Source organism: Microbulbifer maximicatervae (SeqCode), from assembly GCF_052467225.1.
This window is the reverse complement of sequence record NZ_CP174303.1, coordinates 2427995-2446057: the sequence shown is the minus strand read 5'-3', so window position 1 is coordinate 2446057 and position 18063 is coordinate 2427995. Positions and strand designations below refer to the sequence as shown.

17 protein-coding genes are annotated in these 18063 nt (G+C 48.7%); 3 read left to right on the top strand and 14 right to left on the bottom strand.

The window, feature by feature from the left end:
• Nucleotides 1-104 precede the first annotated feature (104 nt).
• Nucleotides 105-1406: an amidohydrolase family protein gene (locus ACJJIZ_RS10805; protein WP_444916121.1), complete on the bottom strand. Its 1302-nt coding sequence runs from the start codon at nt 1404-1406 to the stop codon at nt 105-107.
• On the bottom strand, nt 1403-2815 hold the full coding sequence (locus ACJJIZ_RS10800; protein WP_444916120.1) for an amidohydrolase: 1413 nt from the start codon (nt 2813-2815) through the stop codon (nt 1403-1405). The genes ACJJIZ_RS10805 and ACJJIZ_RS10800 overlap by 4 nt, the downstream gene beginning before the upstream one ends.
• A 312-nt stretch (nt 2816-3127) precedes the next feature.
• Here ACJJIZ_RS10800 and ACJJIZ_RS10795 point away from each other — a divergent pair, with 312 nt between their 5' ends.
• Nucleotides 3128-4759, top strand: coding sequence for a hybrid sensor histidine kinase/response regulator (locus ACJJIZ_RS10795; RefSeq protein ID WP_444916119.1), 1632 nt, complete (start codon nt 3128-3130; stop codon nt 4757-4759).
• A 284-nt stretch (nt 4760-5043) separates the two neighbouring features.
• Here ACJJIZ_RS10795 and ACJJIZ_RS10790 read toward each other — a convergent pair whose 3' ends face one another.
• The 4 genes from ACJJIZ_RS10790 to ACJJIZ_RS10775 all read right to left on the bottom strand — a co-directional run bounded on the left by ACJJIZ_RS10790 (nt 5044) and on the right by ACJJIZ_RS10775 (nt 10632).
• Complete coding sequence (locus ACJJIZ_RS10790) at nt 5044-5622, bottom strand: hypothetical protein (RefSeq protein WP_444905737.1); 579 nt, start codon at nt 5620-5622, stop codon at nt 5044-5046.
• An 85-nt stretch (nt 5623-5707) separates the two neighbouring features.
• Complete coding sequence (locus ACJJIZ_RS10785; RefSeq protein WP_444916118.1) at nt 5708-7330, bottom strand: vanadium-dependent haloperoxidase; 1623 nt, start codon at nt 7328-7330, stop codon at nt 5708-5710.
• A 298-nt stretch (nt 7331-7628) separates the two neighbouring features.
• Nucleotides 7629-7913, bottom strand: coding sequence for a hypothetical protein (locus ACJJIZ_RS10780; RefSeq protein WP_444905739.1), 285 nt, complete (start codon nt 7911-7913; stop codon nt 7629-7631).
• A 1243-nt stretch (nt 7914-9156) separates the two neighbouring features.
• Complete coding sequence (locus ACJJIZ_RS10775) at nt 9157-10632, bottom strand: lytic polysaccharide monooxygenase (RefSeq protein ID WP_444916117.1); 1476 nt, start codon at nt 10630-10632, stop codon at nt 9157-9159.
• Between the two features lie 777 nt (nt 10633-11409).
• Between ACJJIZ_RS10775 and ACJJIZ_RS10770 the strand changes: the two genes are divergently transcribed.
• Nucleotides 11410-12042: an acyloxyacyl hydrolase gene (locus tag ACJJIZ_RS10770; RefSeq protein WP_444916116.1), complete on the top strand. Its 633-nt coding sequence runs from the start codon at nt 11410-11412 to the stop codon at nt 12040-12042.
• A gap of 57 nt (nt 12043-12099) precedes the next feature.
• Here the strand turns inward: ACJJIZ_RS10770 and ACJJIZ_RS10765 are convergent, their stop codons facing one another.
• From ACJJIZ_RS10765 to ACJJIZ_RS10735, 7 genes are read right to left on the bottom strand one after another with little or no spacing between them, the layout of a single operon-like run.
• Nucleotides 12100-13266, bottom strand: coding sequence for a glutathionylspermidine synthase family protein (locus tag ACJJIZ_RS10765; protein ID WP_444916115.1), 1167 nt, complete (start codon nt 13264-13266; stop codon nt 12100-12102).
• Between the two features lie 3 nt (nt 13267-13269).
• Nucleotides 13270-13884, bottom strand: a complete 615-nt coding sequence (locus ACJJIZ_RS10760) for a DUF1190 domain-containing protein (RefSeq protein WP_444916114.1) — start codon at nt 13882-13884, stop codon at nt 13270-13272.
• A 12-nt stretch (nt 13885-13896) separates the two neighbouring features.
• Entirely contained in the window at nt 13897-14313 is a 417-nt protein-coding gene (locus tag ACJJIZ_RS10755) for a DUF350 domain-containing protein (RefSeq protein ID WP_282933398.1), read from the bottom strand.
• A 14-nt stretch (nt 14314-14327) separates the two neighbouring features.
• On the bottom strand, nt 14328-14981 hold the full coding sequence (locus ACJJIZ_RS10750; protein WP_413665198.1) for a YjfK family protein: 654 nt from the start codon (nt 14979-14981) through the stop codon (nt 14328-14330).
• Nucleotides 14966-16036 carry a potassium channel family protein gene (locus ACJJIZ_RS10745; RefSeq protein ID WP_413665197.1) on the bottom strand — a complete coding sequence of 357 codons (1071 nt, stop codon included), beginning with the start codon at nt 16034-16036 and terminating at the stop codon, nt 14966-14968. Before ACJJIZ_RS10745 ends, ACJJIZ_RS10750 begins: the two co-directional genes overlap by 16 nt.
• Nucleotides 16037-16040: 4 nt before the next feature.
• Entirely contained in the window at nt 16041-16736 is a 696-nt protein-coding gene (locus ACJJIZ_RS10740; protein WP_282933401.1) for a PspA/IM30 family protein, read from the bottom strand.
• The gene (locus ACJJIZ_RS10735; protein WP_108732689.1) at nt 16733-17137 is read right to left on the bottom strand and encodes a DUF2170 family protein; all 405 of its coding nucleotides are present in this window, start codon (nt 17135-17137) and stop codon (nt 16733-16735) included. The genes ACJJIZ_RS10740 and ACJJIZ_RS10735 overlap by 4 nt, the downstream gene beginning before the upstream one ends.
• A gap of 148 nt (nt 17138-17285) precedes the next feature.
• Between ACJJIZ_RS10735 and ACJJIZ_RS10730 the strand changes: the two genes are divergently transcribed.
• The gene (locus ACJJIZ_RS10730; protein WP_108732688.1) at nt 17286-17600 is read left to right on the top strand and encodes a DUF6471 domain-containing protein; all 315 of its coding nucleotides are present in this window, start codon (nt 17286-17288) and stop codon (nt 17598-17600) included.
• Nucleotides 17601-17723: 123 nt separating this feature from the next.
• Here the strand turns inward: ACJJIZ_RS10730 and ACJJIZ_RS10725 are convergent, their stop codons facing one another.
• A complete protein-coding gene (locus ACJJIZ_RS10725; protein ID WP_282933402.1) occupies nt 17724-18026 on the bottom strand; it encodes a hypothetical protein in 303 nt (100 codons plus the stop codon).
• Nucleotides 18027-18063 lie beyond the last annotated feature (37 nt).

Genomic DNA, 18063 nt, shown 5'->3' with positions numbered 1-18063 from the left:
CCCGAAAGCAAGTATTCCGCCACACAAATCCTGTACAAGCCAATGGACCTTTCAGATCAATAGGCGGAAAAAGAAAAGCGGGCTAGAAGCCCGCTCTTTGCATACTAGTGCTTGTAACCAAATTCATGGCCCTTTGCGGGCTTGAGGTGTCGATCTCTGAGGCGCGTTGAGCGATTCACCAGGGATTGATTCTCACCCTCAATCAGGATCTGCTCAGCGTAGCTGGTAACTTCCAGGGGATCACCGCTCCAGATCACAATATCCGCAACCGCGCCCTTCTCCAACGTACCGCCCTCAAGGTTAAAAATCTCAGCAACATTGCTACTGATTGCCTTTAGCGCTTCCTCATAAGGCATACCATGGGCTACAGCGTTGCCCGCCGATTGGCGCGAGAGGTAAACGTTGTGGCTAGCCACCATATCTGGGCCACTGATAGCTACCGTCACCCCAGCCTTGGCCAGAAGTGCAGCATTATCCAGGCGTGCGCCCAAACTTGAGAATGATGCTGGAATGTTGTTGATTGCATCGATCACAACAGGCACTTGTGCTTGCGCCAGTTTATCGGCAACCATCCAGCCCTCAGCTGCACCGATTATAATGAGCTTCACCTTGAAGGCTTCACCCAGTTCTAATACCGCGAGGATATCACTGGCCCGTTTGGCAGTTACCATCAAAGGCTCCTTGCCATCGATCACAGGCTGCAGAGCTTGCAGATCTGCCAGATCGTAATCCAGCTCTCGCCACTCTCCACGGTGAATCGCTGCGCGATTATCACGATACTCCTGAGCTTCACGCAGAGCACTCTCCACCTTGGCATAAGCGTTGGCACGGCTGCCACCGGCCAGCTCGCCACCGGACTCTCCCAGATAAGCTTTTTGCGCAACATTCTTTGCTTCGACGCTATCAAATTCACCATTCAACTTGATGGCAAAACTTTGCCCTGCAAATATCTGCTGAGCATCGATTGCACCGCTGTCCCAAGTGCTGATTCCCGGTGAAACAACGGCACTGGTGACTCCACCCGCCCGGTTGAATGGGATCAGGGTGGACTTAGGGTTGTAAGCAGGTACCGGATTGAAGGCACTACCGATACTGTCACCGGTCACCTGGTGATCATTGGTGGCGCTGGCCGCACTGATCTCGACCAACCCCAGTTCAGAAATGGGCGCTATCACACCGGGCGTCACCACCTTGTTGCGCGCATCAATTACCTGATCTGCATTCACCTCCAGTGAGGGGGCTACCTGCTGGACCTTGCCATCCACAACCAGAATATCTGCGGACTCCAGGCTGCCCTGCCCCGCCAAGGTGTGTACCTTGCCACCCTTGATCAGGATGGTCTCTGCCTGGCCAGCGGCTGACATCAACCCCAGGGCCAGCGCACAATAAACAGCTACTTTTCTCACAGTCGCTCTCCCTCTGCATCGAGAATACCCAACTCGAAATCGGTGCGTGGCTGACGTTTCTTGTCCGCGCGATCGAACATCAATTCCCCATCGATGAAAACTTGATCTACATGGGTGTAAACACTGAAGGGGCTGCCGGACCAAACAACGATATCCGCCATCTTGCCGCTCTCAAGGCTGCCAGTTTGATCGGCAATACCCAGAGCCTTGGCGGGGTTCAAGGTCATCCAAACCACTGCATCCTTTGGCTGAATATCGAAGCCCGCACGCTGTCCTGCAGTCATTGCCTTCGCGGTCTCCTCGTGCAAATGCTGTACGCCAACACCGGAGTCCGAGTGAATCATTGCGCAGGCTTTGGCTTGATCCACAATGGCGATATTGGCCTCGGTCATATCGTAGGCCTCATGCTTAAAGCCCCACCAATCAGCCCACATTGCCGCACAAACATTGTTTTCAGCCAGCAGGTCAGCAACCTTGTAAGCTTCCACTGCGTGGTGGAAAGTGGAAATTTTGAAATCAAACTCCTTGGCAACGTCCATCATTACCGCCATTTCCTCACCGCGGTAGCAATGATTATGAACGAGAATATCTCCATTGAGTACGCCCGCCAGAGTTTCCATCTGCAGGTCGCGCTTGGGCTCATCCCCTCCGTTCTCAACGTAATCCGCCCACTCCTGCTTGTAGGCACTCGCCTTAATCCAAGCATCGCGATAACCGGCGACGTTACCCATTCGAGTTGAGGGAGAGCTACCTTTACCACCGTAAACCCGCTTGGGGTTTTCACCACAGGCCATTTTCAAGCCGTAGGGAGCACCGGGGAATTTCATATCCTGAACACTGCGGCCGGGTACATTTTTCAGGGTGACACTGCGGCCGCCAAACAAGTTGGCCGAACCCGGCAGGATTTGCAGGGTTGTTACACCTCCGGCAAGAGCTAAGGGAAACTGGGGGTCTTGGGTCCAGACAGAGTGCTCCGACCAAACCTGGGCAGTGTTTGGCGAGGTCATCTCATTGCCATCCTGGGCAGATTCAATCCCCGGAGCTGGATAATCACCCAGATGAGAATGCACATCGATAATGCCAGGAGTGACCCACTTACCTTTGCCATCGACAATCAAGGCCCCTTCAGGGGCCAGTAACCCCTTACCGATCTCCTTGATCTTGCCATTTTCAAACAACAGGTCCGCATTTTCTTGCTGCTCCCCTGTACCGGTTAGCAGGGTAGCTCCCTGAATCAACACAGGGCGGGACTGGGTTACAGAATAAGTGGAAGGGAAGGCGTCCACACGAGCGAAGTCGAGAGATCTCGGCTCACTGTCAACACGCTTCTCACCGCATGCGGACAGCAGTAGCGAGGCACTTAACAGAGCCGCGATACTGCGCCCGAGAAATCGGGGTTGCAGCTGCATAGTCATTCATCCAATCGTTTTGAATATGGCGGTGAATGCTACCAGTTTGTGCTGACAGCGCCACTATCCAAATTGTCACAAACGACTGTTTAGAGATATACATCTCCCAATCCAAGAGGTCATAATTGAGCCTGAGAGTTACCGCAGTATCCTCAAAGCACACTTGATAACAATACGAACTAAAAATAACAGCCAGTCAGCAAAGAATGTCTACACGGTCAAAATACGCCGCCCCGGCTATATACTTTTGTACGTCTTCATGGTGGAATTTCTGGCGGAAAAACAGGCAGCCGCACTCAGGAGGAGAAATAGGTGATCAAGGAAAGCAATATGCCCATTTTTCCCCTCTCACCGTCTACTGCTACCACCTCTAATCAAGACTCGACCCAGGTCTATGAGGCCTTACGCAAAAGTGAAGAGCGCTATCGGGAACTGGTGGAGCATGCGAACTCAATCATAATGCGATGCGATCAATACGGCCGTATCACATCTTTTAATGAGTACGCTCAACAATTATTTGGATATACCGAAGCCGAGATAATTGGCAGGCATTTAATTGGTACGATTGTTCCCGCCAGCGAAACGAGCGGCCGAGACCTGCGGCAATTGATAGACCATATTTGCCAGTCCCCAGAGGAACACCGTTACAATATTAATGAAAACATTACAAAGTGCGGGAAACGAGTATGGATCGCCTGGACCAATAAAATCATTTCAGATGAAAACGGAAATCCTGCGGGAATTCTCAGTATTGGCTCGGATATTACTAAACAGCGGTTGCTGGAGGAAGAGCTTCGGCAAGCTCAAAAAATGCAAGCTATCGGTGAGCTTGCCGGCGGTATCGCCCACGACTTCAACAATATGATTCATGGAATCAATGGCTATGCTGAAGTTATTCGACAAATTTCCACCGATGCCAGAATCAACGAGTATACCAACCATATACTGACTACTGCCCGCCATGCCGCAGAGCTGACCAAACAGCTACTCACTTTTGCCCGCAAGGGAAATTATCAACTTAAGAGCTGCAATACCCACGAAATCATTCGCGACGTTTGTGCAATGCTAACCCGCACTATTGATCGCAGAATCGAGATTGATCAGCAATTAGATGCAAATCGTCCACATATTGTGGGCGACCCTGCTCAACTCAAGAGCGCTTTGCTAAATATCGGAATCAATGCCAAGGATGCTATGCCCTCTGGTGGCTCCCTGAGCTTTGTCACAGCCAATATCACCATAGAAAAATCGGCTTCTATCGCCGATTTTGAGATTCAGCCTGGCCAATACCTTTTAATAACGATTACCGATAATGGCACTGGCATGTCTGACGAAGTGCGACGCCGTATTTTTGAACCATTTTTCACTACCAAAGAAAGTGGACGTGGTGCTGGACTGGGCCTTGCCGCAGTGCACGGCACCATTCATTTACATAAGGGCGCTATACAATGTCAGAGCCGTGAGGGAATTGGCAGCAGCTTTAAGCTATACCTGCCAATTTCCAAGCCCCCAATCAAAAAGAGAACTTACCAGGCCAAGAAACTGGCTCGCGAGCGCAAATTGCGCATTATGGTTGTCGACGATGAGGCAATTGTCCGCACCTACTCTAAAGCCCTGTTCGAAATGAACGGCCATAGCGTCGTTACCTTTGCGACGGCAGAGCAGGCAATAACTTACTACCGAAAATATAGTGATGAAGTAGATTTGGTCCTGCTGGACATGATTATGCCCGGCATGGATGGGCAAGAATTATTCGCTTTTCTAAAACGGATTAACCCCGAAGTGAAGGCTATTCTCTCCACCGGTTACAGCGTGGATAGTAAAGTTCAGGAAGTAATTTCTGACGGGGTACTGGATTGCATCCAGAAACCATTTACATTTGAGCATCTCAGTAAAAAGATCGAAGAGATGATTGCCAGCGGAAAAATAACTTTACCCAGGTAACAAAATAATTCTACCTAAATCGCCGCAGCCGGCCTAGCTGACAGCTACGTCACAGAGTTCAGCTACAAACAGGTTGGCTTATGGAATGACCTCTATGATAACCGGCTGTAAAAAGTGAAGTGATAAAGTAACCAGGATAAGGCTATACAAAAGCAGCTCAAGCGGAATTCCCCATTATTTTAGTGCTTGCAGACTCCCCCAAACCAAAGTCAATCGATATGTCATCATTTTCCTGTTCAGTATAATCTCGATAATTTTCAAGCCGATACTATCTTAGTCGTACATCACAATTTTGCTGCTACGGCCCCCTTCCCCACCAATGTTGTCAGCTTGATGTTCTCGTCTCCTATTTCTGTGGACACGGTCTCCACGAAACGCACCATGCCCGCTAAAATCGCTGCGTTATAGTGCTCTTCACTTGCCTCTAGCTCCTCAACGGCTGCGTTCATATCCTTGAGAGCCCGGGATGCTTCTAGGTCCCACTCCTTCAGCTTGGCGAGACTTGCCCTGGCAGATGCCACTTGCTGTTCATTCACTCCGTCTTGAGTCGCCGCAAGACTCTCTGCTCGAACGGCCTTTATCTCAGCATCGTACTTACGAATAGTAGCCAGGGAACGGCGAACAATACTGTTCAACTTGATAACTGTATCCCGCTCGAATGCAGCCTTAATGTCGTTGCTAGCCAGTGCCACTGAAGCGGGTGTTTTTGCAGGGTGGATAACGCTTTCAACATCCGGTACCGACTCCTGTTTACTTACCCAGACCTTCTCGTTTTCGACTGGCTCTTTGAGTGTGTGCGTAGCTATAAACCCAAAAGCGATTATTCCGAACACTGCCACTGCAATATATCGTTTGCTATTCATACGGTGAGTTACCTTTGGTTTGGCCGCCCCTTGCGGAGCGGCACCTGATAGAGAGCGAGAATTTAGCTCATAGCGTAAAAATAGTTTACCTGCGAGTCCTTGATCTACTAATCAGGCTAAATGCTTCGACGTTGTTCATTAAATTCTGCGCGATCTGCTCGCCCATGACTTGGCCTGCAATATTGTCAAAGTCCCAGTGCACTCCGTTATAAATGCGGCTGAGGCCATTTTCCTGTTGAGCGGCGGTATAGGATTCAAAACGGACAGGTACCAAAGGCCTCGGTGTGTCCGGCGTGAAAGGGTCGAAGCCTTCCCCATTGTATTCTTCCGATACAAAAGTAAAGGGCTGATCTCCAAACATACTGCGCATAATCTCGAAGGTGGAAGCACCGAAGGTAGCATGACCCGATGGGTAGGAGGGGAACGGCGGTGTTGGCCTAATCGCAATGGTGGTATTGATGACTGACACCCCTACCGGCAACCATTGCTCATCCTGCAAGGTCGATGGGTTGTCGTCATCGATGCGAATACCGGTAACCGGTCTCCAGTAATTGTAATAGTATTTACTGTCCCACGCAGCGATACCAGAATCCGCCAGCCCCACATTGATCAAAGCAAAATACCGGGCCAGATCCAGCTCATTCTCGACTTTGTTATCCAGTGCTGCCTGCAGGGCGATAAGGTTATATAGTCTCGGGGGAATGCCCAATAACGGTACACCGTCATATCCCCAGTAATTCCCGATAAATCGTGTCTCTGCTGTGGATGTCGATGGGGTAATAGTATTGGCTGGGGACCCGCCGAGGGCCGCCACTTCCTCATAGGCTTCGGCATATTCCTCAGACGTAATTGTAGGCGGAATCGGACTGCGGAATTGATCACCTGAACTTAGTGAAAAAGGTGTCACACTGCCCCAATAGGCTCCGAGAGCCACGGAATCGTGGCCAACAGGATCCACGGGATCAGGCTGCCATTCTCCCGGTACCGTAGCACCCGTGTTGACCGATGTAGAGTGATAGGTGTCATCCCCATCCGCGACAGCGCCGCCCTCACCATAAGCGGGCTCCAAGTGGTCGGCCTTATCGTTGCTTCGCACAGCGAGCATGGCCGCAGCGGCGGCTTCGCCGATCACTTGGCCCTTGGCAATTCTTTCGGCACTATCTCTTGACTGGTCGAGGTCGGATTGCAGTAATTCCTGCAATCGCTCTGCCTGATCGGGGTAGAGTGCGCGCAAGGTTTCGTAAGCGGCGTAAGCGATAGCTGCATCTTTGGATGCATCTCTGGTGTCGAGCACACCGAGATCATTATAAGGTTGGTATTTACCGTCAAAGGCGTTCAGAGCGTCAAACACAGCAGTTTGTACAATGGCGAATGCGCGACTGGACCGGGTAGGCCCCCCCTGGTAGAAATCCACTTCACCGGTATCAGGGTCAGGGGTATGATCGATAGCCGATGAGTCGAGCATTGTGTTAAACCAAAATACAACACGATCTCTAGGTCTATTAAGCTCGCCAGACTTCCCCGATGTCCGCTCAAGCCGATCAAGTACACCTTTGGAGAGCGTTGATCTGCTGGTTTCTCCTAGATAAGCACTGGTTTGACCCTTGGGCTGCTTACCTTTTGCCTTCTGGGCCTGCACAGCACCCGATGTCAATATTAAGCCTGCTGCCAGGAAGCAGGCCGATGTTTTTAACAAAATGTGGTTCATTGTATTACGTCCTTTGATATTGAAGGGCGCGCTGAATCAGTAAATCTATCAGTGGGCCGTAAGTTTGTTTTCAAATTGGCTGTTGTTGACCGCACTGGGTTGTGGAGGCCGTACCAACCTGTCGATACACCGATTCAGCTAGACCTTAAACTGGACTTCAGTAGAATGTCTCTTCATCTATTACACTTGTGATCCCTAGCACTTCAATCCCTCAACGACTTAATTCCAAATGCATTTCGTGTCGATAGCAAAAAATGAGTAGATGCTAAAACGGTTTTCTTTTCCAGCAGTCAGACTTTTATCGGGCGCTGGCTATTTTCCCATCCCCAAGTTCAATTCCGAGGAAGCCCTCAGTACTTTTTGGCTCTCTATGATCTGTATCGCAGTCAACATCGATTCCTCCAGGATCGAGAGCAGATTTACATAGAGCTTCATTTGCAGATGTGATAACTCCATCACCAGCCTCTAGGTAAACATGGTCAGTTGCACTAGATCTGGCTCTAGTTGAGACAATAGCAATAATCGTGTGATTTAATGCGACTTGATTAAATACAAATGCTAGGTTGGTTTTTTGTGAAATCATACCTATGCCTATTATTCGAGTTTGTCCAACTCCCTCCCCCAGACTAATCAGGTTATTATCCTGTCGAGATCAACCTCAAACATAATATTTATTGTAAAGTTGTAGACCACCACCTGGCTTCACAGTTCCTGACAATTACCTTCAAAGCTTAAACCCCAAAAAATAAAATCGCTGAAATCTGCAACCAAAAATGTATAGAACAAAAAACAGCTAACAAGGTAAATTTCTAAACACTTAAAACAATCAAATCACCAACAGGCACTAAAGAAATAAGGAATTCCGGAGCTTCACAGGAAAAGGGATTCTGCCTTATTGACTCAACATATAAACAGACCCTTTTAATGATGCTCAGACTTGGGAAAATAATTTGACACCAGCCCAGGCAATTTTGATCGGAAAAACACTCCCCCACCCTACTGAGGCTCGCCCAGAGCCACCATTAGAATAACAGCGCCTCCGCAATCAAACTGAAACGTCGATTTACCTCGTTAACTTCGCGACCTGCCGGATAAGCACCTTTTTGATTACATCAACCATAATGTCGAAGGAACCTCAAATAAATCAAACCTCAAAATCAACGGTTCATTTTTACCACCAAAAAAACGAACACAACACTACACGAGAGCCCGCTGAGCTATATGGCATCATATCTTTACACAAAGGCACTATGCCCTACCTCAGCAGCAAACAAGATACAGTTACTTCAAACTGTACCTGCCAATTTCCGCCCCTCATAATTAAATAAATTTATCAGGCCAAAAAATTAATTCACTAATAAAATCTGCACACACGCTGAGACCCGATTTGAAATAAAAAATAACAGCCCCGTTAATATTACAGGCGCCGAACAGCGCGATATCTGACTATAGGAAGTTGTTCAATAGGGTGGACTTTGCGTATCTGGATCGAATGATACCGCAAAGAGGCAGCTAGGAATTGATCACTGTTCTGGACAGTATTGACCCAGAGGGGAAAGCAATTCCCTTCTAGAGTTACAGAGTTGACAGTAAGATTCAGGAAGTCATTGTCAGGTGACGCTTTGCGCTGTATTCAGAAGCCCTTCACATTTGAATGTATCAACAGGAAAGTTAAAGGAATAAATACTGGCGGGAAGTAAGATTGGTGTATCACAAAGAGCAACACACCTGATAGCTTAACAAATGCGTCCGACCTAAGGGAGCTGCGCCCTTTGGTCGGACTGAGCTCAATCAACTACCAAAAGATAGGAGGCAGAGTGTACTCATCATTGGCAGGAACTCTCTTCCCAATACTGAGGTGCGGCCGATGGGGACCACCAGTTTGGCCCGTAGGTTGAAATGTAGACCTGACCACTGAAAGTTACCCGATCTCCAACTTGGTAAGCACTATCACCGGCGTAGGGCTGCTGGAACTCAGGACAGGAAACCGCAGAGCTATCATCTCCACCATTGCTATCAGAGCTATCATCGGAGCCGTTATCAGAGCTATCGTCTGAACCACTATCGGAGCCATCGCAGGTAGTTTCATTCCAGAATTGCGGTGCAGCACTCGGCGACCACCAGTTTGGCTCATGTGTAGATTCATAAGCAACATTGTCATAAACAACTACGTCGCCAATCGAGTAGCCTGGATCACCACCATACTGCTGCACAAACGCTTCACAGCTAGAGTTTCCGGAATTTCCAGAGTCGCCATTGTCTCCACTATTATCCGAATTATCGTCACCGGAATTATTGTCGTCATCGGTAGAGTCATCATCCTGATCTTGGATAAGCTCGTATCCAATTTCAACACTCTCTAAACTGCTACCTTCTAACAAGTAGATACTGTTGATGCCATATAGAGGCTCAAAACTACTGCTTCCATCGTAATCACCGGCGCGGATGCTGCTCTGTTCCTGGTTAATCAGCTCAGCCAGATCGTGAGACCAGTTTTCAGCGATACCCTGCTCATCTGAAGCAATTTCCAGGACAGTAGAATATGAGGAGTTTTCACCGGAGCTATCAAATACACGAGTATAAACTTTATCGCCCACATTCAAATCTTGAGTTGGATTAATAGTGCCTGCAACACTCCAGTCAGTATTGACAACATTATCACCATCAAACTCGACATCGATAACATTATAGAAGGCATTAACCGTATCACCCACATCCCAAACTGCAAGAATTACGTGGTAGCCTTCACGTTCTGGCACCTGACACTCATGTGTCGTATTTACCGCAGGCTGCTCATAGTTGCCATCAACCTCACAGAATGGATCTAAATCAAATTGATCGCGGGTCAAAACCGCATTTGGATTCCAACCTTCTTTGGTAATGTAATATTTCCAGTCCCGGGTTACATGATTGGCTGTGAAGCGCCATTTAAAAGTTTGCCAACCGGAGCTAATATAATTCTTAACCCAGCGATCTGAGGATTGCTCATTTAATTCTGACCAGGAGCTATCTCCTGCACTGGCTATCTGCCCATCAGCAGGACCACTTTCAGGGAAACCTTCATTCCCTTCTATACTTTGCGGTTCCCATTGAACAGCACCGCAGTCAACATTCATCTCTCCCGTATCGAGAGCATATTTACACAAGGTTCCACGAGCGGATGCAACACCACCATCAGCGGCCTCTACATAGCCGTGGCTAAGTGCATTTGAACTCATACCGGCCAGTGCTATTGCCATCAGGGCGCTATTTAATACGGGTAGTTTAATTGCAGATGCTAGTTTGGTTTTTCGTAAAATCATATCTATGCCTGTTATTCAATTTCGTCCAACCTCCTTCCCCAGCTGAACCAGGTCCTTATCCTGAATACACATATTCGATGTGTAATGTTGGCGACAGAATTATGGACCGCTACTTAACAGCACGGTTCCTGACAATTATTGATATAAATTTACAAACCTCAGAAGATCACCAGCGCACCATTTTCCCTTAAAAATAATATTAAAGGGTATTTTTTTTCAAGGAAAAATAATCAATTAAAAAATAGGACGAAAAAACTACAACGACCCCTAAAATAGAGAACAGGCAAACCTTTAACAGGATGAGAAATTTCCAGACGATTTTTAACTTAATACAAGTTCCCACACTCATTAATTATCAATAGATGACACCCCTCTCTCACGAACAACCCCCTATTACAATTCAAAATAGATAAGCCTGACTGCCTTAAAACCATAAATCTCTCGATATTACCTACCCTCAAAAGTTGCCAGCAGGGCGGAAATTGGCAGCTACCCCAACCTACGAACACGTATTTCATCCTGAGAAAAAAACCTCTTTTCAAATCAGAGAACTATCACTGTCACCGCTTTTTTTAAACTGTCACTGCAAGTGTTTTCCTGGCAACAAATACAACTGCAGCCTAGTAAATTATTCCCATTAGTAAATTACCACTGGGATAAAAGACCTATATTCGCTCACCTCTGTCTACACTGGAAAAGAACCCGGATGATTTTGAGTTTCCCTAACCAATCATTTTCTTGTAGTCACCATTCGTAGTAGGAAAGGTAGGATCAGGGATGATGTTGTACTTGATTATCCGCAGGCTCGGCCTGTGTCTGTTATGTTCTTCTCTTTTGCTTCCAGCCTGGTCTTTGGCTGAAACGGCAACAAACCCGGATAAACGGTGGGCTGCAATTGTAGGAGCCGGCCCGGGATTTTCCAATCGTCGCAATGAGCTCACCCAATATCGCCTTGCCATATCCAAGGACCTGCCCTGGCAGTGGTCCCTTGCTGAGAAATGGACGCTCAAAACGCGACTGGAGACCAGTTACTTTGAATGGCGATCCAGCCTGGACGATGGCGATCCAGACGTCTCCAAACGGGGAGAGGATTTAGTTCACGGTATGTCAGTGAGTCCGGTATGGAGGCTTGAGTACCTACCCCAGTGGGACAAGCCTATCTTTCCCTACTTCGAGTTTTCCGTGGGGGCCAGTTACATTACTGAGTCCAATATTGTGAGTAAAAACACAAATCACACAACTCTGGGATGTCATTTCCAATTTGAGGATCGAATTGGATTGGGCTCTGACTTTGGGAGTGAGCGCCGCTGGGGAGTCACAACTTACGCACTGCACTACTCAAATGCAGGAACCTGTTCTGAAAATTCCGGAGTGAATTTTTTTGAGCTGCGGCTGCACTATAACTTTTAAACAAGAGGATTGAGCAGGCGCCGGCTTGATGTCAGCGCCTGCAGTCGTTGGCGGGCCCTAGAGGATGATATGTGGCAGATAACGGCTCATATCCTGGGTAATCAGGTTTGAATCTTCCCGGATGGACATTCCCGCTGCCAGGTCATCAACGAGCCAGCTTCCCACCAGAGTATGGTTCTTTCCAAACTTGGGGAGAGGATGCAGAGCCTGATAGATAAATCCTTCTTGCCCATAGGGGCCATCGGACAGCAAAGTGGTATCCGCCCCTTTTACTACCGAAATATTCGCCCCTTCTCGTGAAAAGATTGGCTTCTTAACTAATTCCGGGAAATCCGCAGCCTTATCCAGCTCATCCTCAAAAAAAGAGGGAAGCAGATTCGGGTGCTCTGGAAAAAGCTTCCACAACATTGGCAGAAGCGCCTTATTGGAAATAATCGCCTTCCAGGGCGGTTCCAACCAACGGACATTGCTTCCTGCCAACAGGGTCCCGAACTCCTCTCGGAGCATAAATTCCCACGGGTACAGCTTAAACATCCAGGTAATTACCTGATCATTCAAATCGGTAAACTGACCCGCTTCATCCCGGCCAATATCTTCGATAAAGACAAAATGATTATTGATCCCCGCTTCGGAGGCACAATCCTGTAAATATTGAACCGTGCCCCGGTCCTCTTCCGTATCTTTACAGCAGGCGAAATGCAACTCCCGCCCCGGGGTCAGGAACTGTAAATCATGGAAGCGGTTAACCAGCTTTTCCTGCAGGCTATTGAACTGATCAGACTGTAGCGGCAGAGACCTGCGATCAACATTGTCCTGTAGCCACAACCACTGCCAGAAGCCGGTTTCATACAGAGAAGTGGGAGTATCAGCATTGTTCTCATAGAGCTTTGCCGGCCCCTGTCCGGAATAGGCAAAGTCCAGGCGAGAATAGAGACTGGGGTCGCCGTTACGCCAGGACGCTCGCACAAAGTCCCAGTGCTGCTCGGGTATACAGAACCGCCTCAGCAACTCCTCATCCTCAAGTACACGGGCAACGACATCCAGGCACATCTGGTGAATTTCTTCAGTGGGATCTTCAATGTGCTTTTCTATCTGCTCCAAAGAGAATTGATAGTAGGCGCTTTCATCCCAGTAGGGTTCGCCATACATGGTATGGAAGTGAAACCCAAACTCCTGCGCTCGCTCTTGCCAACGCGGGCGCTCACCAATCGGCAACCTCAGCACAAATCAACCTCCCCAGCCGCGCGAACCACCACTGCTGGAGCGACCCCCTCCCCAGTTGGATTTGGCCGATGCCACTGCACCAAAGCCTCCACGGGAAACCGTTTTGGTAACTTTAGGCTTAGGCGCCGTAGCGCTTTTATCCACCTTATAAGATGAACGGCCATAGTCGCCAATAATACCGCCGTCAGCTGTCATCAGCTTGTCGCGGTAACGGGAGCCTGAATAGCGGTAGACCGGGTTGTAGTAGCCATAGTTGTAGTGGCGATCCCTGTCATTGAGCATGGAGCCAACCATAAAGCCCGCCATCAGAGGCATCCAGACGCCGCTACTGGTCTCTTGGCAACTACCGAACTCAGCCTCACACTGAGAGAGACGGGAATACTTGGGCCCGGTGCGCTCCGCTTCCTCAACCGCGCGCTGATAAGCTGCTTCACATTGAGCTTCGTCCAGCTGGGTATTGGCCACACAGTCATCTACTGAAGAGACGACTTTAACTTCCTCATCTGAGGAGCAACCGACCAGGGCAGCCGCTACACCTAAGGCAAGTGGGCGCAGTAAAAAATTGGAGCCACTGCCCTTGCGCATCCTTGCCAGGTTAATATTCTTGGTACGCTTCATTACCACCCCCAATTAGTAGCTCATGCAAGCCGCATTCAATACGCCAACAGCGATTGTAGTTGCAGCCAACATAACACCGGCACTCACCTCTCCATCTTCGATGCGCTCAACAATACGCGGCATAAATCCAAAGCGGATAATGGCAAAAGCAATTAACTGGGCGATCAATGCAACCAGGGCCCAGATGGCGAAATCGACAATAGAAATAGAGTTACTGGCAGCACCACCTACGGCAATTGCAAAACCCAAAACAGCGCCACCAAAACCTATGGCGGCAGCCGTATTCTTATCTTCGCGGATCAACTTCCACTCATCGTGAGGGGTCACCAGTGCGTATAAAAATTTAAACGCGATCAAAAGTACCAGCGACAGGCCAAAGTAGGCCGCAAAATGCAAGATACCAGTCAGTAAATCATAAGGCTGGTCCATTAAATATCTCCTTATTATCCGTGTATTGTTATTTGTGAGGGGGTCAGAGTAATGCCGGTGCTAATCACCAAGCTGCGGCTCAAGTAGCCTGCATCCTCTTCTTTCTCTTCAGCTGAGAGAAAAAGGGATTCGGTTTGCTGATCAGACAATTCGCGCTCAAAAAGCATGGTGAATTGATCCGTTACTGAATAATCACCATCTTCATCGTAAGTCTTCTCGGCCATATGCACTGGGTTGTGGTAGTCCCCTGCTGCGGTCCATACACGGCTATAAGAGCGGTCCTGCAGGTGATAACTGGGTGCGCCAATATCACTCTTTAACAATTTATTCCAAGCCTGCTCCGAACCAACATCCAGAGTGTCGTAAAAATGGAACAGCTTTACATCGACCACATGCTCATCCCGCTGACCGCCCTCAGCAATCACTTGTAGCCAGGCATCATCATCAGTGTAAAAGCGATAAATCCAGGTACCATCTAGTTCGACAACACCGGCCGCTTTAATGATCTGGGTCGGTGAACAGGATTCAATGGTCAGTTCATCGAGTATCAGACGAATGGCCAAAGGGTCCAACTCAAAACTCGCCCCCATTCGCAAGCCCATAATTTCTGGAGTCTTGACCTTTGGAGCATCCTTTCCCTTTATTTTATTTATCAGTTTGGTAAACATGTACCAACACCTTCTTCATTACTTTTTATATCGAAACAGCTTTTTTCATCGAGCCGCTTTGCAGAGATATAATACAGCATGTCGCCCTCGGTGACCTGATCGGTAAGCCCCGGGTTCACATCAATTTTAACCACGCCCTTTCTACGTACCGCAATTAAGGTCGCGGAGAGATCCCGCTTAAAATGGTCAAATAATTCACCGACAGGAAGAGGCTTCTCACCCCGATATTCAACGCTGTATTGGGTCATGCCGTATGTGCTATCGAGCAACTGTCGGTGCAACCTTGCGGAACCGGGGTCAAGCGAGGATTTTGCCAACATCTCTACAGCGACAGAGGGAATACATTCGATATTGGGACAGTGGGCACGGAGCAATTCACCCACATTTTCATCTTGGAAATAAGCCGTTTTATGGCTGTTCGGGCTGAGCTTGTCGCAGAATAAGGCGGTTGTAAGGGTTACATCATCCAGGGGGTTGTCGATAATAATTCGAGCGGCATCGGCCAACCCTGCCCTCTGCATACCTTCCCCGTGGGAAAACGATTCCACCCGGACAAAATCAATCTTACCCGGCATCGGATTTTCGATATCGGCTTCAACACAGAGGACAATCTCTGCTGCGCTACCGTTTGTTTTGGAGAGTAGCAACTCAATCAAGCGGAGCGTTCTGGTACCGTTCCAGCCGATAATTACTGTGTGATCAATATGGTTTGTCATACGCAAGCCCTTCTTGCCGCGATGCACAAATTCTGAAACCGCAAAGCCAATTCTTGTGACCACCATGGCAAACAGGCTGAGGCCCACTGGGATCACCCAAGCGGCAACTACGACTTTACCCTCAGGGGTTACCGGGGAGAAATCGCCGTAACCTACTGTCGATGCGGTAACGACCAACCAGTAAAAGAAATTCTCGCCCGCGACAATATCAGCTTCACCGGCAATTTTGAGCAGCCAATAGGAGATGAAAACATAGCTGCCTACAGCTATGAGAATGGTGGTTACATTGGCCCGAATGAAAAGCGACGCCAGAAGGCGTCGCACTCGATAAAGCAGCACTGTGTTAAGCCTTTTCGCGGCCCGCTAACAGTTGAGCCAACTTATCGCTGCCACTTTTCTGGCCGCCGGGCTTGATGCCTGCCGCTTTCAGCTTGGCATCCAGGCTGGAACCGGTTTCCTCTGAAGCCAGCTCTTCCGCAGCTTCAAGCTCAGCGGCACGCTGCTCCTGCTTGTTTTTGATGCGATCCAGGCTGTCCAGCGCTGTTTTGATCTTGCTGTTCGCACCCATGTGGCGGGAAGAAACCGCTACCTGTGCTTTTTGAACAGACTCAGTCGCTTTGATCTGGTCAATCTGCTGCTCCATACGGCGCACATTGGTTTTTGCCTGGGTAATATTACCTTTCAGGGTGCTCTCTGAACTCAGGAATCCATCCAGGATGCTGCGCTCAGTTTCCAGCTGGCTTTCCAGCTCAGTAACACGCTCTGCACACTCAAGAGCGAGTTCGTTATCGCCCTTTTCACTCGCGTTGATTGCGTGAGTGCTATAGGTTTCAACGTCGGCTTGCAGCGCTTGGACCTTACTCTCAGTAAGTTTGCGCTTCGCCATGATTTTGGTCAGGTTTTCATCGCAAGCTTTCAATTCTTCCTTCGCCTCGCGTAATTCTTGATCAAGAATACGAATCGATTGGCTATCCGCTACTGCTTCTGTTCCTTCGTTAACTGCGCCTTTCAAAGCAGTCCAAATTCTCTTAAGGCTCATGCTACACCCTCCGTTTCAAAATGATCGGCAAATAAATCCAGGAAGTCACCCACATTGGAAAACAGGGTCTCAACCTCCTCGATAACAACTTCGTCCTTGCTGGACACCGACAGAGCACCGAAAGCGACGTAGTAGTTCTCACCACCAATATTCTTAATCGCAATGGCTGTCAGGGGCACCAGCTGATGTGTTTGCAGAACCATTTCATTGAGCGCTGCCACATCATCTACCTGGCTCACGGGAAACAGAATGCTCTCTACAACTATCTGTTTCTCGCCAACATAGACAAACGCATCGACGCCTTCATCGTTGGAAATACTGAGGCAATCCCCCTCAGATTCGACCACCCATCCGGAGTGGTTTTCCGCCAATTGGCGCAGGTTCTCATTGTTCCAGGTCATCTCAACTCCCTCGCTGTGGAATATTGGTCACAAATATAGCACCAAAAAATCTGCGGTCAATAACTTATTACAAACTAATGTTGCAAATAATACACACAAAGATAATATTTACCACATTGGTGATAGTGAATAGGACGGAGTAGAGCCCATGGACCACAAACAAAGCTTGAGCAACCAGCAAGCATTGACCCCTTACAAGCAGGCAATTGCTCGCTATGTGCGCGCATCAATGGCGCTAAAGGGCATGCGTTACGGAGATCTCGCCCAAGCACTGGCCGAGAGAGGAATTTCAATGACACCGGAAAACCTGCGCAGCAAAGTCAGCAAGTGCATGTTTTCAGCAGATCTGCTGGCAGCCATCATCGATGCCATGTCGGTGGAGGACAGCGCCATGCTTGAAATCCTCAAACAGGCCCGTGAGCTGCAAGATCGAGGACTCTATGCCGAGCAGGAGAAAAGCTAACACGCCATCTCCTTGGACACCAGTACACGCGATCACACTTTGACTCCGTCGTCAGTAATCAAGCTTACCCGCTGAAAAACCGGGGTATCCACGACTCACCTGCACAGCTCCTTTACAGGTGAGTTAGTAGTGATGCAATTTGACGACTGGCTCACCATTACCGCACTTTCCAACAACCTCAGGCTCTGAAAGCTTGGCCCCTGCAGGAATAATCTTATTCGTTGGCCACCAAACAAAGCAGGCATACCTGAAATTGACTGCCCAGTTACAGTAGAGGCGTCCGTCCTCTTCCTCATAGAACCGCGCCTGGCAGAAACTTAAAGTGGGACTTCGCACCCCTTGAACCTGCTGGGGATCAGCCAAAGAAACTTGCACTCCGGCAATTGCAACCACAGAGAGGGAGAGAATCAGCAACCAGGATTTCATAGATCTACTCTGGAATTTTGCTCAAACCTCCTTGAAG

What these genes read in the sequence shown, in the direction of transcription:
- ACJJIZ_RS10790 (WP_444905737.1), bottom strand. Translation starts at nt 5,622, where the DNA reads ATGAATAGCAAACGATATATTGCAGTGGCAGTGTTCGGAATAATCGCT.
- ACJJIZ_RS10785 (WP_444916118.1), bottom strand. Translation starts at nt 7,330, where the DNA reads ATGAACCACATTTTGTTAAAAACATCGGCCTGCTTCCTGGCAGCAGGC.
- ACJJIZ_RS10730 (WP_108732688.1), top strand. Translation starts at nt 17,286, where the DNA reads ATGGACCACAAACAAAGCTTGAGCAACCAGCAAGCATTGACCCCTTAC.
- ACJJIZ_RS10755 (WP_282933398.1), bottom strand. Translation starts at nt 14,313, where the DNA reads ATGGACCAGCCTTATGATTTACTGACTGGTATCTTGCATTTTGCGGCC.
- ACJJIZ_RS10725 (WP_282933402.1), bottom strand. Translation starts at nt 18,026, where the DNA reads ATGAAATCCTGGTTGCTGATTCTCTCCCTCTCTGTGGTTGCAATTGCC.
- ACJJIZ_RS10800 (WP_444916120.1), bottom strand. Translation starts at nt 2,815, where the DNA reads ATGCAGCTGCAACCCCGATTTCTCGGGCGCAGTATCGCGGCTCTGTTA.
- ACJJIZ_RS10740 (WP_282933401.1), bottom strand. Translation starts at nt 16,736, where the DNA reads ATGAGCCTTAAGAGAATTTGGACTGCTTTGAAAGGCGCAGTTAACGAA.
- ACJJIZ_RS10775 (WP_444916117.1), bottom strand. Translation starts at nt 10,632, where the DNA reads ATGATTTTACGAAAAACCAAACTAGCATCTGCAATTAAACTACCCGTA.
- ACJJIZ_RS10770 (WP_444916116.1), top strand. Translation starts at nt 11,410, where the DNA reads ATGATGTTGTACTTGATTATCCGCAGGCTCGGCCTGTGTCTGTTATGT.
- ACJJIZ_RS10780 (WP_444905739.1), bottom strand. Translation starts at nt 7,913, where the DNA reads ATGATTTCACAAAAAACCAACCTAGCATTTGTATTTAATCAAGTCGCA.
- ACJJIZ_RS10760 (WP_444916114.1), bottom strand. Translation starts at nt 13,884, where the DNA reads ATGAAGCGTACCAAGAATATTAACCTGGCAAGGATGCGCAAGGGCAGT.
- ACJJIZ_RS10735 (WP_108732689.1), bottom strand. Translation starts at nt 17,137, where the DNA reads ATGACCTGGAACAATGAGAACCTGCGCCAATTGGCGGAAAACCACTCC.
- ACJJIZ_RS10750 (WP_413665198.1), bottom strand. Translation starts at nt 14,981, where the DNA reads ATGTTTACCAAACTGATAAATAAAATAAAGGGAAAGGATGCTCCAAAG.